Source organism: Marichromatium sp. AB32 (assembly GCF_003718675.1).
Taxonomy (GTDB): domain Bacteria; phylum Pseudomonadota; class Gammaproteobacteria; order Chromatiales; family Chromatiaceae; genus Marichromatium; species Marichromatium gracile.
In genome coordinates this window covers 16,551-31,269 of sequence record NZ_RHFJ01000041.1, presented here as the reverse complement: position 1 = coordinate 31,269, position 14,719 = coordinate 16,551, and the positions used below count along the sequence as shown (strand labels likewise).

Below are 14,719 nucleotides of genomic sequence, written 5' to 3'. Positions count from 1 at the left end.
GAGCTGTGGCGCCTCGACCCCGGCGCGGTGCTGCCGGCGCGACTCATCGGCTATACCCTGCTCGGCGCGCTGCTCGCCGAACTCGCCGCCACCCGGCTGCGCTGGGCGCGACTCGACGCCCTGCTCGGCGGGCTGCCGCTGCTCGGGCTGGTCGCGCTGGCGGCCAGCGCCGAGCGGCTGGAGCAACCGTTCGGCGCCGGCGGCGCGCTCGCCTGGCCGGCCTTCGTCGGCCTCGGCTATCTGCTGCTGTGGCGGGTCGAGCGCCGCGCACTCGCCCCGCGAATCGGCTGGGGCCTGTTCGCCCAGGGGCTGACGACCCTGCTGGTGCTCGACTGGGGCTGGCTGTGGTGGGCGCTGGTCGCGCACCAGCCCGCCCCCGGCTGGCACGCCGCGGCGCTGGCGCTGCTCCCGGCCGTGGCGCTACTGCTGGCCACGCGGGCGCGACCCTGGCCGCTGACCTGGGCGCGGGTCCATGTCGGCGCGCTCGGCGTGCCGCTCGCGCTCGGGCTGATGATCTGGTCGATCTGGTCGACCGGGATCGCCGGCGGTAGCGCGCCCTGGCCTCGGCTGCCGCTCGTCAACCCGCTCGATCTCGTCACCGCGCTGGTGCTCGTCGCGCTGTGGCGCTGGTGGCGCGCGCTCGAGACGCACGGGCTGATCGCCCCCGGCGCGCCGGGCCGGCGAGCCGTCACCGCGCTGTTCGGGGTGCTCGGCTTCGGCTGGCTCAATCTGGTGCTGCTGCGCGCGCTGCACCATGCCTGGGGGGTGGACTACCGGGTGGCGGCGCTGCTCGACTCGGCACCGACGCAGATGGTGCTGTCGGTGAGCTGGGGGCTGTGCGCGGTGGCGCTGTTGCTGGGGGCGCGGCGCTGGCGCTCGCGCGCGCTCTGGTTCGGCGCGGCGGCGGTGCTGACGCTGGCGGTGGTGAAGCTGTTTGCGATCGATCTGGCCGCGCGCGGCGGGGTGGAGCGCATCGTCTCCTTCCTCGCCGTCGGCGGGCTGATGATGGGGATCGGCTGGCTGACGCCGCTGCCGCCGCGCGCGACGACAGCCGACGAGACAGGGCTCAGTCGCCCGTCGTCGCGGACTCGGCAGCCGCCGCCTGCTTGAGTGCGCGGTGGATGACGATGTTGAGCATGCGCAGCGTCGCCGCGATCGAGGCGAACACCTGGTTGGCATGTACCCCGCGGGTGCGTAGCTCGCCCAGGTCGGTCTGCCAGACGATGCTGCACTCGGTGAGGGCATCGGTGCGCCCGCCCTTGGGGATGCGCACCTCGTAGTCGGTCAGCCGCGGCAGGGTCAGGCCGCGCTTCTTCACCACCCGCGCGAGCGCGCTCATGAAGGCGTCGAAGCCACCGTTGCCGCTGCCCACGGCGTTATAGACGTCGCACTCGATACGGACCTTGATGCTCGCGGTCGACTCCAGGTCCATGGTCGAGGCCACCGAGCAGGCGAGCAGCTCGGCATGGTCGTAATCCTTGCTCTCCAGCACCTCGGCGATGATGAAGGGCAGATCCTCGGTGGTGATGGTCTTCTTCGAGTCGCCGAGCTCGATGATACGGCGCAACACCGTCTGCTGCTGCTCCTCGGAGAGCTCGATGTCGAGTCGTTCGAGGTTCTTCGCCAGCGAGGCCTTGCCGGCGAGCTTGCCGAGCGCGTACTTGCGTCGCCGGGCAAAGCGCTCGGGCGAGAGCCGCGAGTGGTAGAGACTGCCCTTGCGATCGCCGTCGGCATGGATGCCGGCGGTCTGGGTGAAGACGTCGGCGCCGACGATCGGCGCGTTGTCGGCGATGCGCTTGCCCGAGAAGTACTCGACCAGCTCGCTGGCGCGGGCGAGATGGGTCTCGTCGATGCCGGTGCGATAGCCGAGCTGATCGCGCAGGTTGACCGCGACCTCGGCCAACGAGGCATTACCGGCGCGCTCGCCGAGACAGTTGACGGTGCAGTGCAGCGCGCTCACCCCGGCGCGCGCGGCGGCGAGCACGTTGGCGGTGGCCAGGCCGTAGTCGTTGTGGGGGTGGAAGTCGAAGCACAGCCGGGGGAAGCGCGCGACCATGTCGGCGATCGCCGCCTCGACCTGCTCCGGGGTCATCACCCCGAGGGTGTCGGGCAGCATGAAGTGCCCCACCCCGCTGTCGGCGAGCTGCTCGACGAAGCGATAGACATAGTCCGGGGTGTCGCGATAGCCGTTCGACCAGTCCTCGAGATAGAGGTTGACGGCAAGCCCCGCCTCCTGGGCGCGGGCGACACAGGCGCGCACATCACCGACGTGCTGCTCCAGGGTCTTGCCGAGCTGGCCGTGACAGTGACGCTCGCTGCCCTTGGTCAGCAGGTTGAGCACCCGTCCGCCGGCATCACGGATCCAGTCGATGCTGCGCCCCTGGTCGACGAAGCCGAGGACCTCGACCCGCTCGGCGAGTCCGCGCCCCTCGGCCCAGCCGAGGATCTGACGCACCGCGTCGGCCTCGCCGCTGGAGACCCGCGCCGAGGCGACCTCGATGCGATCGACCCGCACCTGTTCGAGCAGGGTCTTGGCGAGATTGAGCTTCTCCGCCGGCGAGAAGGACACCCCCTGGGTCTGTTCCCCGTCGCGCAGGGTGGTGTCCATGATCTGGACATAGCGTTCGGCCGACTCGCTCATGCACCCGCCCCCGTGGCGGCGAGGGTGCGCTCGATCTCGGCCTTGATCGCCTCGACCGTGGCCGGCAGCTCGACACAGCGCTGCTCGCGCTCCATCAACCCCTGCAGCGACAGCGGCAGTGGCGCGCCCTGGCCGATCGCCTGCTCGACGGCCTCATTGAACTTGGCCGGATGCGCGGTGGCCAGGCAGATGGCGTCGTCCATGCCACGCGCGGCATGGAGGCCGACGGCGGTGTGCGGGCAGCAGATATAGCCGTCGCACTCGTAGCTGGCGCGGATCTGCTCCAGGGTCTCGGCGTCGCTCGCGGCGCGGGCGTCGAAGTCGGCGCGCACCCGCGCGTGGCGCTCGGCGTCGAGTTCGATGCGACCGTGCTCACGCAGCCCCTCGAACAGCGCGCGCACCCGTGCGCAGTCGCCGTCGTGGAGGAAGTAGAGATAGCGCTCGAAGTTGGAGGCGAGCTGGATGTCCATCGCCGGGCTGAGGGTGCGGTGGACCTGCGACTCGGCGGCGTAGACCCCGCTGTCGACGAAGCGGGTGAGGATGTCGTTGCGGTTGGTGGCGATCACCAGCCGGCGCACCGGCAGCCCCATGCGGCGGGCGAGATAGCCGGCGAAGACGTCGCCGAAGTTGCCGGTGGGCACGGAGAAGCTGACCGCGCGCTCGGGATCGCCGCCGCTGACCCGACCCCAGGCGTAGAAGTAGTAGACCATCTGGGCGAGGATCCGCGCCCAGTTGATCGAGTTGACCGCGCCGAGGTGGTGGCTGCGCTTGAACGGCAGGTCGCTGAACAGCGTCTTGACGATGCGCTGGGCGTCGTCAAAGGTCCCCTCGACGGCGATGTTGTGCACGTTGTCGTCGAGCACCGTGGTCATCTGGCGCGCCTGGATCGGCGACACCCGGCCCTTGGGGTGGAGGATGAAGACCCGGATGCGCGCCTTGCCGCGCACCCCGTAGATCGCCGCCGAGCCGGTATCGCCCGAGGTGGCGCCGACGATGTTGAGCTCACCGCCGTCACGCGCCAGCAGGTATTCGAAGAGATTGCCGAGAAACTGCAGCGCCACGTCCTTGAACGCGGCGGTGGGGCCATGGAAGAGCTCGAGGATGCGCGCCCCGCCGGCCTCGACCACCGGGGTGACCTCGGGGTGGGAGAAACCGGCATAGGAGCGATCGATCAGCGCGCGCAGGTCCTCGCGCGGGATCTCGTCGCCGACGAAGGGGGTGAACACCTCGAGGGCGAGTTCCTGAAAGCTCAACTGCGACCAGGCACGCAGGGTCGCGGCATCGACCCGGGGCAACTCGGCCGGAACCAGCAGACCACCGTCGGTGGCCAGGCCCATGGTGACCGCGTCGGCGAAACCGATGGAGGTGACACCCCCGCGGGTACTCAAGTAGTGCATCTCGTTCTCTGTATTGACTGGTTGCTGTAGACGAGCGGGCGCCGGCACCCGCGCGCGGCCTCGGACGTGCGCTCCGTGCAGGCGTCGGGAGACGATGGACGAGACGGGCAGACACCCCGGTGGTGGCGAGGCGGCGTGCCCGGAGCGTGCTCGGGGGAGCGGGCGCGGCGCAATCCGTCCCCTGCTCCCAGCGAACGCCGGGGAAATGGTTGAGAGTAAAAAACCTGGCCACGCTTGGCAACCGTGGCGTGGTCTCGGCCACGATCACCAGCGTGCCGTGATGAATGCTGCACCCGCGTCACAATGATCACCATTGAATCCGATGTCACTTCGAATCGTTGACATTGCGGCAAAGGCAACCAGACAATGCAAAGCGTGCGCCTGAACTGACAGATACGGCACACACACACTAGAAGAAAGAGAATGAGGGGGCATCTGTCGCGGTCTGACCATCGGGCCCGTGCTTGCGCGCGGCTGCCGGTCAACGCCCCGTCACCCCGAGCAATTACGCAATCCACTTGTCGATTACGGAGTGACATCGAAATGACACCTGAAAAACGGGCAGATTACTGGCGGGCGAATCTACGCCTGCTGGCGGTACTGCTGACCATCTGGTTCGTGGTCTCGTATGGGTTCGGGATCATCCTCGTCGAACCCCTGAATGCCATTTCCCTTGGGGGCTACAAGCTCGGCTTCTGGTTCGCCCAGCAAGGCTCGATCTATACCTTCGTGGTACTGATCTTCGTCTATGCGGCGAACATGAACAGGCTCGACAAGAAGTTCGACGTCGGCGAAGAGTAAGGAGCACAGATCATGACGCCTCTTGATATGTGGACCTACGGCGTTGTCGGCGCGACCTTTGCGTTGTACATCGGCATCGCCATCTGGGCCCGCGCCGGTAGCACCGGCGAGTTCTACGTCGCCGGCGGCGGCGTTCACCCGGTTGCCAACGGCATGGCCACCGGCGCCGACTGGATGTCGGCGGCATCCTTCATCTCCATGGCCGGGCTGATCGCCTTCAACGGCTATGGCGCATCCGTCTTCCTGATGGGCTGGACCGGCGGCTATGTGCTGCTGGCGCTGCTGCTCGCGCCCTATCTGCGCAAGTTCGGCAAGTTCACCGTGCCCGAGTTCATCGGTGATCGTTACTACTCGCAGTCGGCGCGCATCGTCGCGGTCATCTGTCTGATCCTCGCCTCGATCACCTATGTCATCGGCCAGATGAAGGGGATCGGCGTGGCCTTCTCGCGTTTCCTCGAGGTGCCCTACGACACCGGTCTCTATATCGGTATGGGCATCGTCGCCATCTACGCCGTGCTCGGCGGCATGAAGGGTATTACCTATACCCAGATCGCCCAGTATGTGGTAATGATCTTCGCCTACACCGTGCCGGCGGTGTTCATCTCGCTCAATCTCACCGGCAACCCGCTGCCCCAGCTGGGGCTCGGCAGCGAATACATTCAGAACGGTGTCGCCACCGGCATGTCGCTGCTCGACAAGCTCGATCAGGTGGTCACCGACCTCGGGTTCAAGGAGTACACCACCCAGACCATGGGCAACTCCCTGAACATGTTCGCCTACACCCTGTCGCTGATGATCGGCACCGCCGGTCTGCCGCACGTCATCATCCGCTTCTTCACCGTGCCCAAGGTGCGTGACGCGCGCTATTCGGCCGGCTGGGCGCTGGTCTTCATCGCCCTGCTCTACACCACCGCCCCGGCCGTCGGCGCCATGGCGCGACTCAACCTGATGGACACCATCCAGATCGGTCCGATCGGCAGCGTCGAGGGCAACCTGCTCTATGACGAGCGTCCCGAGTGGTTCAAGAAGTGGGAGGAGACCGGCCTGCTGCAGTTCGAGGACAAGAACGGCGACGGTCGCATCCAGTACTACAACGACGCCGACCCCGAGTTCGCCGCCGAGGCCGAGTCCTACGGCTGGGCCGGCAACGAGATGGTCAAGGTCGACCGCGACATCATGGTGCTCGCCAACCCCGAGATCGCCGGCCTGCCGGCCTGGGTGATCGCACTGGTGGTCGCCGGTGGTCTGGCCGCGGCGCTCTCAACCGCAGCGGGACTGCTGCTGGCGATCTCCTCGGCGATCTCCCACGACCTGCTCAAGGGCGTGATGATGCCGAAGATCTCGGAGAAGAACGAGCTGATGGCCGGACGCGTGTCGATGCTGGTGGCGATCATGGTCGCCGGCTATCTCGGCCTCAATCCGCCGGGCTTCGCCGCCGGTACCGTGGCCATCGCCTTCGGGCTCGCCGCCTCCTCCCTGTTCCCGGCGCTGATGATGGGGATCTTCGCCACCCGGATGAACAAGGCCGGGGCGGTCGCAGGCATGATCGCCGGTATCACCGTGACCCTGCTCTACGTGTTCCAGCACAAGGGCATCTTCTTCGTCCCCGGGACCTCCTTCCTGATGCCCGAGATGGGCATGGGTCAGGACTGGTTCTTCGGGATCTCGCCCAACGCCTTCGGCGCGGTCGGCGCGGTGGTCAACTTCACCGTGGCCATCATCGTCGCCAAGCTCACGGCACCGCCGCCGGAGCACATCCAGCACCTCGTCGAGGACGTGCGCATCCCGCGTGGCGCCGGCGAGGCCGGCGGCCATTGATGGACGCCGCGCTCAATCCCTGAGCGTTGACTCAAGCCCCGCTTCGGCGGGGCTTTTTCGCCCTGTCGCGGCATCCTGCGACAGGGCGGCCCAGCACGGACACCGACAACGCCGGGCCGGCGCACGCCGCCAACCACCCGGCCGAGCCACTCAGATCACGGGCACGGGACATCGACCATGGACATCGAACTGATCGAGATCCAGGAATTCCTCGCCGGCCGGCCGCCCTTCGACCAGCTGCCCGAGGAGGCGCTGGTACAGCTTCCGCGCCGCCTCCAGGTACGCTATTTCCGTCGTGACAGCGCCTTTCCGCCGGAAGACGAGGACAGCCCCCGGCTCTATATCCTGCGACGCGGCGCGATCGAGCTGCGCAACGACGATGACGAACTGATCGGCAAGCTCGCCGAGGGCGATCTGTACGACCTGCGCTGTCGCGACGACGGCGATCACTACCGCGCCACCGCCGTCGAGGACACCCTGGTCTACGCCCTGCCCTGCGGTGAACTACAGGCGTTGCGCGAGCGCCATGCCGGCTTCGCCGAACACTTCGAGCAGTCGATCTCCAACCGCCTGCGCAAGGCCCTCGACGTAGTGTGCGACACCCCGCCGGCGGGCACCGGACTGATGACGGTACGGGTGCGCAGCATGATCAACCGCGCACCGATCAGCACCGGCCCGGAGACCAGCATCCGCGAGGCGGCGGGGATCATGTCCGAGCACCGCGTCTCCTCGCTGCTGATCATGGAGGGCGAGCACCTGGCGGGGATGATCACCGATCGCGACCTGCGCAGTCGCTGTCTCGCCGCCGGGCTGTCGAGCGAGCGACCGGTGCGCGAGATCATGACCGAGCGACTGCACAGCATCGAACCCGACACCCTGGGCTTCGAGGCACTGCTGACCATGACCCGGCTCAACGTCCATCACCTCCCGGTGATCGAGCGCGGGCGGGTGATGGGACTGGTCTCGAGCACCGACCTGACCCGCTTCCAGAGCGCCAACGCCGTCTATCTGGTCGGCGACATCCATCGCGCCGAGTCCCTCGAGACCCTGGTGGAGATCGGCTCGCGTATCCCCGAGTTGCAGGTCCACCTGGTCACCGCCGGGGCCACCGCCAACCAGACCGGGCAGGCGATCAGCACCATCACCGACGCCATCACCCGGCGCCTCCTAAAGCTGGCCGAGGCCGAACTCGGCGCGCCGCCGGTCCCCTACTGCTGGATGGTCGGCGGCTCCCAGGCCAGGCGCGAGCAGTCCTCGCACTCCGATCAGGACAATGCCCTGCTGCTCGCCGACGAGGCCGGCCCCGAGCACGACGCCTACTTCGCCGCACTCGCCCGCTTCGTCAACGACGGTCTGCACGCCTGCGGCTTCATCTACTGCCCGGGCGACGTGATGGCCTCCAACCCCAAGTGGCGCCAACCACTGCGGGTCTGGCACGACTATTTCGCCACCTGGATCGTCAAACCCGAGCCGCTGGCGCTGATGCTCGCCAGCGTGTTCTTCGACCTGCGCCCGCTGCACGACCCGGCGGGCCTGTTCGAGCCGCTGCAGCAGCGCATGCTCGAGCGCACCCGCGCCAACCGCATCTTCATCGCCTACATGGCCGCCAACGCACTCAAGTACCGCCCGCCGCTCGGTTTCTTCCGTAACATCGTGCTGATCCACGGCGGCGACCACGACCATACCTTCGACATCAAGCATCGCGGCACCGTGCCGATCATCGATCTGGCACGGGTCTATGCGCTCTCGGCCGGACTCGCCGAGACCAACACCCGCGAGCGACTACGCGCGGCGGCCGAGTGCGGCGCGCTGAGCCGCGACGGCGCGGCCAATCTGGTCGATGCCTCGGAGTTCATCGCCACCCTGCGCATGCGCCACCAGGCCCATCAACTGCGCAACGGCACCAAGGCCGACAACTTCCTCTCGCCCGACGAGCTCTCGCCGCTCGAACGCGGTCATCTCAAGGACGCCTTCCTGCTGATCAACACCATGCAGGAGTCACTCGGACAACGCCATCAGGCGGGCCGCTTCACCTGAGGACGCCGGATGCCAGGACTGATCGAATGGCGCCGGCGCTGGCGACTGCGCCGCGCGCCCCAGGGGCCGCTGCGCGAGCACCTCGCCCAGCCGACGCCACGCCCACGCACCGACTGGCGCGAGGTCGAGTATCTCGCGGTGGACCTCGAGACCACCGGACTCGATCCGCGCAACGACCAGATCCTCAGCGTCGGCCATGTGGTGGTACGCGGCGCGGCCATCGACCTCGCCACCGCGCGCCGTCATCTGGTGCGCGTCGGCGGCGCGATCCCCGAGGCCAGCGCGGTGATCCATCAGATCACCGACGATCAGGCGGCCTGCGGCGGCGAGCTCGAGCCGGTCCTCGCCGAGCTGCTCGCGGCGCTCGCCGGACGGGTGCTGATCGCGCACCACGCCAGCATCGAGCTCGGCTTCCTGTCGAGCGCCTGCAGACGACTGTGGCGCCAGGGGCTGCTGACCCCGGTGGTCGATACTCAGGTGCTGGCGCATCGCACCTTCGAGCGTCGCCAGATCCCCTTTCGCGGCTCGGACCTGCGTCTCTACGCGCTCTGCGACCGCTACAACCTGCCCCGTCACGGCGCCCACGACGCGCTCGGCGACGCCCTCGCCGCCGCCGAGCTGTTCCTCGCCCAGGCGGCCTACCGCGACGACGGCAAGGGGGTGGCGCTCGGCACCTTTCTGTGCTGAGTCCGGGACGAGACAGTGGCGAGGCAGAGAACACGAAAGGAACATGACATCGCGCAAGGGTCCACGATCGTCATCCGCGCTGGAGCACATGACAGACGCGCCCCAGCGAATGGCTAGATGCCTCAGGTGTGACCGTTTACCATGTGCCCACAACAAGACGCCGGCCTCACGGTATCGACGCTGCTTCAAGCAGTTCGCCGGCACCGAATCACCCTACAAGAAGAGACCACGATAAGAGGAGACGACATCCATGTCGGAGCAAAAGGTCTATCCAGTGCCGGCGGAGACTGCCGCCAACGCCCACATCGACGCTGCCACCTACGAGGCGATGTATCGACGTTCCGTCGATGACCCCGAGGGTTTCTGGGGCGAGCACGCCGAGCAGTTCGTCACCTGGTTCAAGAAGTGGGACAGCGTCCTCGACTACAGCTACCAGGCCGACGACCTGCACGTCGAATGGTTCAAGGGCGGCAAGCTCAACGTCACCTACAACTGCCTCGACCGCCATCTCGACACCCGTGGCGATCAGGTCGCCATCATCTGGGAGGGCGACGACCCCAACGAGGATCGCAGCATCACCTATCGTGAGCTGCACGAAGAGGTCTCGCGGCTCGGCAACGCGCTCAAGGCGCGCGGCGTCGAGAAGGGCGATCGGGTGTGCATCTATCTGCCGATGATCCCCGAGGCGGCGGTGGCGATGCTCGCCTGCGCGCGCATCGGCGCCGTGCACTCGATCGTCTTCGGCGGCTTCTCGCCCGACTCGCTGCGCGACCGCGTGCTCGACTCCGAGTGCAAGGTGGTGATCACCTCCGACGAGAGCGTGCGCGGCGGCCGCCACATCCCGCTCAAGCGCAATGCCGACACCGCGCTGCAGGAGTGCCCCAACGTCGACACCGTGGTGGTGGTGCGACGCACCGGCGGCGAGGTCGAATGGGTCGAGGGTCGCGACATCTGGTACCACGAGGCCATCGCCGCGGCCGCGCCGACCTGCGAGCCGACCGAGATGGACGCCGAGGACCCGCTGTTCATCCTCTATACCTCAGGGTCGACCGGCAAGCCCAAGGGCGTGCTGCACACCACCGGCGGCTACCTGGTCTATGCCGCGATGACCCACAAGTACACCTTCGACTATCAGGAGGGCGAGGTCTACTGGTGCACCGCCGACGTCGGCTGGGTCACCGGTCACACCTACATCGTCTATGGTCCGCTGGCCAACGGCGCCACCTCGCTGATGTTCGAGGGCATCCCCAACTACCCCGACATGTCGCGCTTCTGGCAGGTCGTCGACAAGCACCAGGTCAACAGCTTCTATACCGCGCCCACGGCGATCCGCTCGCTGATGCGCGCCGGCGAGGAGCCGGTCAAGCAGACCTCGCGCAAGTCGCTGCGCATCCTCGGCTCGGTCGGCGAGCCGATCAACCCCGAGGCCTGGGAGTGGTACTACCACATCGTCGGCGAGGAGCGTTGCCCGATCGTCGACACCTGGTGGCAGACCGAGACCGGTGGTCATCTGATCACCCCGCTGCCGGGCGCCACCGCGCTCAAGCCGGGCTCGGCCACCCGTCCCTTCTTCGGCGTGGTGCCGGCGCTGGTCGATCCCGCCGAGGGCACCCCGATCGAGGGCGAGGGCGAGGGCGCGCTGGTCATCACTCGTCCCTGGCCGGGGCAGATGCGTACCGTCTACGGCGATCACCAGCGCTTCATCGACACCTACTTCAAGCAGTACCCGGGGTACTACTTCTCGGGTGACGGCGCACGCCGCGACGCCGATGGCTACTACTGGATCACCGGACGTATCGACGACGTGCTCAACGTCTCCGGCCACCGTCTCGGCACCGCCGAGATCGAGTCGGCGCTGGTGCTGCACCCGCACGTGGCCGAGGCCGCGGTGGTCGGCTACCCCCACGAGGTCAAGGGTCAGGGCATCTATGCCTATGTCACCCCGATGGCCGGGGTCGAGCCGACCGACGCATTGAAGAAGGAGTTGGTGTCGCTGGTCCGCGGCGAGATCGGCCCGATCGCCATCGTCGACCTCATCCAGTGGGCGCCGAGTCTGCCGAAGACCCGCTCGGGCAAGATCATGCGCCGCATCCTGCGCAAGATCGCCGCCAACGAGATCGACTCGCTGGGCGATACCTCGACGCTCGCCGACCCGACCGTGGTCAACGAGCTCATCGACGGCCGACTCAACCGCTGAGGACCGCCGCCGAGGCGCATGGACGCGCCGCGCCCGGGAGCACCGGGCGCGTTCGGGGCGGCGTCCGGGAACACGATTGCCGGACGCCGTCTTGATTCATTCGAGCAAACACCACACCATCGGTCCGTCTGCCCAGTTGGACGACCGCCCCTCGGGGCACGACCCCAGCCCCTGCGCTGTGACCCGATGCACCCGGGTGCCAGGCACCCTGGAAGCATCCCCGAGCCCGCGGAGGTGACTCGGGGGCGGATGGCGTCTTGCCGTCCCGAACCAGCCGCGCCCTCACCCGGCATCACGGTCACAGGCCTCCAGCGGCCTCTCACCGCAGCGGGTCGTCCACCATACCCTCGCCGCTTTGCAGGGCGACTTCACGGATGCACCCAAGCGCCGTGCCCGGCGTCCACGAAGGGACTCAGCACTCACACCTGAGACCATTCAAACAGTTGGTCGAGACAACGAGCAAACCATCCAACATGAGCCCACAACCCAGGGTCGGTGTCTTCATCGACGCGGAAAACATCCGCTACAACGGCGGCTACCAGATGCGCTACGATGTGCTGAGACGGTTTGCCGCGCGCGAAGGAGGGAGACTGCAGCGCCTCAACACCTATATCGCCTATGATATCGAGCGCGCGGACAAGGATGGTGACGAGGACTACAAGCGCAAGTGTCATGAGTACCATCAGCTGATCCGGGAGTTCGGCTACAAGGTCAACCTCAAGCACGTGCGTCACTATCGCGACGAAGACGGCAACATCACCAACAGCAAGGCCGATGCCGATCTCGACCTGGCTGTCGATGCCATGCTGCAGGCCGAGCGACTCGACCACATCCTGCTGGTCACCGGAGACGGCGACTTCCTCCCGCTGGTGCGGGCACTGCAGAACCAGGGGTGCCGGGTCGAGCTGATCGGCTTCAAGCACATCTCGGAGGAGCTGCAGCAACAGGTCGACGCCTTCTACTCAGGCTTTACCATCCCCGACCTGCTGCCGATCCACTACGAGAAGGACAATCAGTGGGGCGAGGCCGGCTCGTGCGTGCGCGGCGTCTGCGTCAACTGGCTGAAGGACAAGGGCTACGGTTTCATGCGGGTACTCAACCGGATCTCCGCCGATCTGTGGGTCACCGACACCCGCAACCCACAATCCCCCTATAGCTCGGTGTTCTTCCACAAGAGCGAGGTCGATCACGGGATCGAGGACAGACACCTGATGAGTCGGGATTTCGTGTTCGAGTTCTACCTCCAGCCGAGCGAGCAGAAAGACGGCCTGATCGCAACCAACATCAGGGACGCTTACAAGGTCAACCAGGACCACAAGAACAAGTGATCCCGCGCCCTCCCGCCCGCCACCAGCCTCGTTCGCCGCACCGTCCGAGCACGCGCGGGCGACGGTGCCACCATCCCATCGGAGCCTCGATCCCATGTCGCTAGATGCCGCCAACGTCAAGCTCTCGGGACTGGCCTTGCGTCTGGTCAGGGACGAGCTGCTCAGCGAGCAACAGGCGACCGACGCCCAGGAAGAGGCGATCCGTCAGCGGCGGACCTTCGTCGGCCACCTGGTCGGCCAGGGGCTGCTCTCGAGCCGGGCGATCGCGGTTGCGGCGGCACACGAGTTCGGCGTCCCCCTGCTCGACCTCGGCTCGGTCGAGGTCTCCGAGCTGCCGACCAATCTGGTCGACGAGCGACTGATCCGCAAACACCACGCACTGCCGCTGTTGCGGCGCGGCAACCGGCTGTTCCTCGCCGTCTCCGACCCCACCAACGACCAGGCGCTCGAAGAGATCCGCTTCAACACCGGGCTGGCCACCGACGCGGTGCTGGTCGAGGAGGACAAGCTCCAGGCGGCGATCGACAGCGCGATCGAGGCCCAGGACACGACCATGAGCGAGATCATGGACGCCGACCTGGAAAAGCTCGAGATCGCCCCGGACGAGGACGAGGAGCGCGACGACGGCAGCGAGGCCAATATCGACGAGGCGCCGATCGTGCGCTACGTCAACAAGATCCTGGTCGACGCCATCACCGCCGGGGCCTCGGACATCCATTTCGAGCCCTACGAGAAGTTCTTCCGTGTGCGCTTCCGCCAGGACGGCCTGCTCCAGGAGGTGGCCAACCCGCCGCAGACCATCGCCAACCGCCTGATCGCCCGACTCAAGGTGATGTCGCGGATGAACATCGCCGAGCGGCGCATTCCCCAGGACGGGCGCATCAAGCTCAAGCTCAGTCGCTCGCGCGACATCGACTTTCGCGTCAACACCCTGCCCACCCTCTACGGCGAGAAGGTGGTGCTGCGTATCCTCGACTCCTCCTCGGCACAGGTCGGCATCGATGCGCTCGGCTTCGAACCCGAGCAGCGCGACACCTTCCTCAAGGCGATCAAGAAACCCTACGGCATGATCCTGGTCACCGGCCCGACCGGTTCGGGCAAGACCGTCTCGCTCTACACCGCGCTCAACATCCTCAATGAGCCGGATATCAACATCTCCACCGTCGAGGATCCGGTCGAGATCCAGGTGCCTGGCATCAACCAGGTCAACATGAATCCCAAGACCGGGCTGACCTTCGCCGCGGCGCTGCGGGCCTTCCTGCGCCAGGACCCGGACATCGTCATGGTCGGCGAGATCCGCGACCTCGAGACCGCCGAGATCGCCGTCAAGGCCGCCCAGACCGGCCATCTGGTGCTCTCCACCCTGCACACCAACGACGCCCCCCAGACCCTCACCCGTCTGGCCAACATGGGTGTGGCGCCATTCAACATCGCCTCCTCGGTGCTGTTGATCATGGCCCAGCGACTGGCGCGCCGGCTCTGTCTGCACTGTCGCGAGCCGCACGAGTTGCCGCCCGAGGCGTTGCGCGCCGAGGGCTTCAGCGACGAGGAGGTCGAGGCCGGGCTGACCATCTACAAGCCGGTCGGCTGCGAGCGCTGCACCAAGGGCTACAAGGGGCGCGTTGGCATCTTCCAGGTGATGCCCATCTCCGAGGAGATCAGCCGGCTGATCCTCGAGGGCGGCAACTCGATGCAGCTCGCCGACCAGGCGCGGCGCGAGGGCGTCGCCGATCTGCGCAAATCGGGGCTGCGCAAGGTCAAGAACGGTCTCACCAGCCTCGAAGAACTCAACCGCGTCACCAAAGAGTAAGCA

Annotated in this window: 10 protein-coding genes; 8 read left to right on the top strand and 2 right to left on the bottom strand. The window is 67.0% G+C overall.

Annotation, left to right across the window (positions count from 1 at the left end; translation table 11 throughout):
* A partial coding sequence (locus tag EBL85_RS12370) for a DUF2339 domain-containing protein (protein WP_148040544.1) occupies positions 1-1,110 on the top strand: 1,110 nt, incomplete at its 5' end.
* Here EBL85_RS12370 and EBL85_RS12365 read toward each other — a convergent pair.
* Together EBL85_RS12365 and thrC are read right to left on the bottom strand one after the other, a co-directional pair.
* Positions 1,067-2,641, bottom strand: coding sequence for an alpha-isopropylmalate synthase regulatory domain-containing protein (locus EBL85_RS12365; RefSeq protein WP_123141159.1), 1,575 nt, complete (start codon positions 2,639-2,641; stop codon positions 1,067-1,069). The two genes, EBL85_RS12370 and EBL85_RS12365, sit on opposite strands and share 44 nt — an antisense overlap.
* Positions 2,638-4,038: a threonine synthase gene (thrC, locus tag EBL85_RS12360; protein ID WP_123143061.1), complete on the bottom strand. Its 1,401-nt coding sequence runs from the start codon at positions 4,036-4,038 to the stop codon at positions 2,638-2,640. Before thrC ends, EBL85_RS12365 begins: the two co-directional genes overlap by 4 nt.
* Before the next feature lie 543 nt (positions 4,039-4,581).
* On the opposite strand from thrC, the gene EBL85_RS12355 reads away from it, so the two are divergent.
* The 7 genes from EBL85_RS12355 (at position 4,582) to pilB (ending at position 14,716) form a co-directional block, all read left to right on the top strand.
* Positions 4,582-4,839: a DUF4212 domain-containing protein gene (locus tag EBL85_RS12355; RefSeq protein WP_123141161.1), complete on the top strand. Its 258-nt coding sequence runs from the start codon at positions 4,582-4,584 to the stop codon at positions 4,837-4,839.
* Between the two features lie 12 nt (positions 4,840-4,851).
* Positions 4,852-6,657: a sodium:solute symporter family protein gene (locus tag EBL85_RS12350; protein WP_123143060.1), complete on the top strand. Its 1,806-nt coding sequence runs from the start codon at positions 4,852-4,854 to the stop codon at positions 6,655-6,657.
* A gap of 177 nt (positions 6,658-6,834) precedes the next feature.
* A complete protein-coding gene (locus EBL85_RS12345) occupies positions 6,835-8,694 on the top strand; it encodes a DUF294 nucleotidyltransferase-like domain-containing protein (RefSeq protein WP_123141163.1) in 1,860 nt (619 codons plus the stop codon).
* 9 nt (positions 8,695-8,703) lie between these two features.
* On the top strand, positions 8,704-9,381 hold the full coding sequence (locus EBL85_RS12340; RefSeq protein WP_123141164.1) for a 3'-5' exonuclease: 678 nt from the start codon (positions 8,704-8,706) through the stop codon (positions 9,379-9,381).
* A gap of 250 nt (positions 9,382-9,631) precedes the next feature.
* Entirely contained in the window at positions 9,632-11,578 is a 1,947-nt protein-coding gene (gene acs, locus EBL85_RS12335) for an acetate--CoA ligase (protein ID WP_123141165.1), read from the top strand.
* Positions 11,579-12,051: 473 nt separating this feature from the next.
* Positions 12,052-12,906: an NYN domain-containing protein gene (locus tag EBL85_RS12330; RefSeq protein ID WP_123141166.1), complete on the top strand. Its 855-nt coding sequence runs from the start codon at positions 12,052-12,054 to the stop codon at positions 12,904-12,906.
* A gap of 94 nt (positions 12,907-13,000) precedes the next feature.
* A complete protein-coding gene (gene pilB, locus EBL85_RS12325) occupies positions 13,001-14,716 on the top strand; it encodes a type IV-A pilus assembly ATPase PilB (RefSeq protein ID WP_123143059.1) in 1,716 nt (571 codons plus the stop codon).
* The last annotated feature ends 3 nt before the right edge of the window (positions 14,717-14,719 follow it).

What these genes read in the sequence shown, in the direction of transcription:
- EBL85_RS12365 (WP_123141159.1), bottom strand. Translation starts at nt 2,641, where the DNA reads ATGAGCGAGTCGGCCGAACGCTATGTCCAGATCATGGACACCACCCTG.
- thrC (WP_123143061.1), bottom strand. Translation starts at nt 4,038, where the DNA reads ATGCACTACTTGAGTACCCGCGGGGGTGTCACCTCCATCGGTTTCGCC.
- EBL85_RS12355 (WP_123141161.1), top strand. Translation starts at nt 4,582, where the DNA reads ATGACACCTGAAAAACGGGCAGATTACTGGCGGGCGAATCTACGCCTG.
- EBL85_RS12350 (WP_123143060.1), top strand. Translation starts at nt 4,852, where the DNA reads ATGACGCCTCTTGATATGTGGACCTACGGCGTTGTCGGCGCGACCTTT.
- EBL85_RS12345 (WP_123141163.1), top strand. Translation starts at nt 6,835, where the DNA reads ATGGACATCGAACTGATCGAGATCCAGGAATTCCTCGCCGGCCGGCCG.
- EBL85_RS12340 (WP_123141164.1), top strand. Translation starts at nt 8,704, where the DNA reads ATGCCAGGACTGATCGAATGGCGCCGGCGCTGGCGACTGCGCCGCGCG.
- acs (WP_123141165.1), top strand. Translation starts at nt 9,632, where the DNA reads ATGTCGGAGCAAAAGGTCTATCCAGTGCCGGCGGAGACTGCCGCCAAC.
- EBL85_RS12330 (WP_123141166.1), top strand. Translation starts at nt 12,052, where the DNA reads ATGAGCCCACAACCCAGGGTCGGTGTCTTCATCGACGCGGAAAACATC.
- pilB (WP_123143059.1), top strand. Translation starts at nt 13,001, where the DNA reads ATGTCGCTAGATGCCGCCAACGTCAAGCTCTCGGGACTGGCCTTGCGT.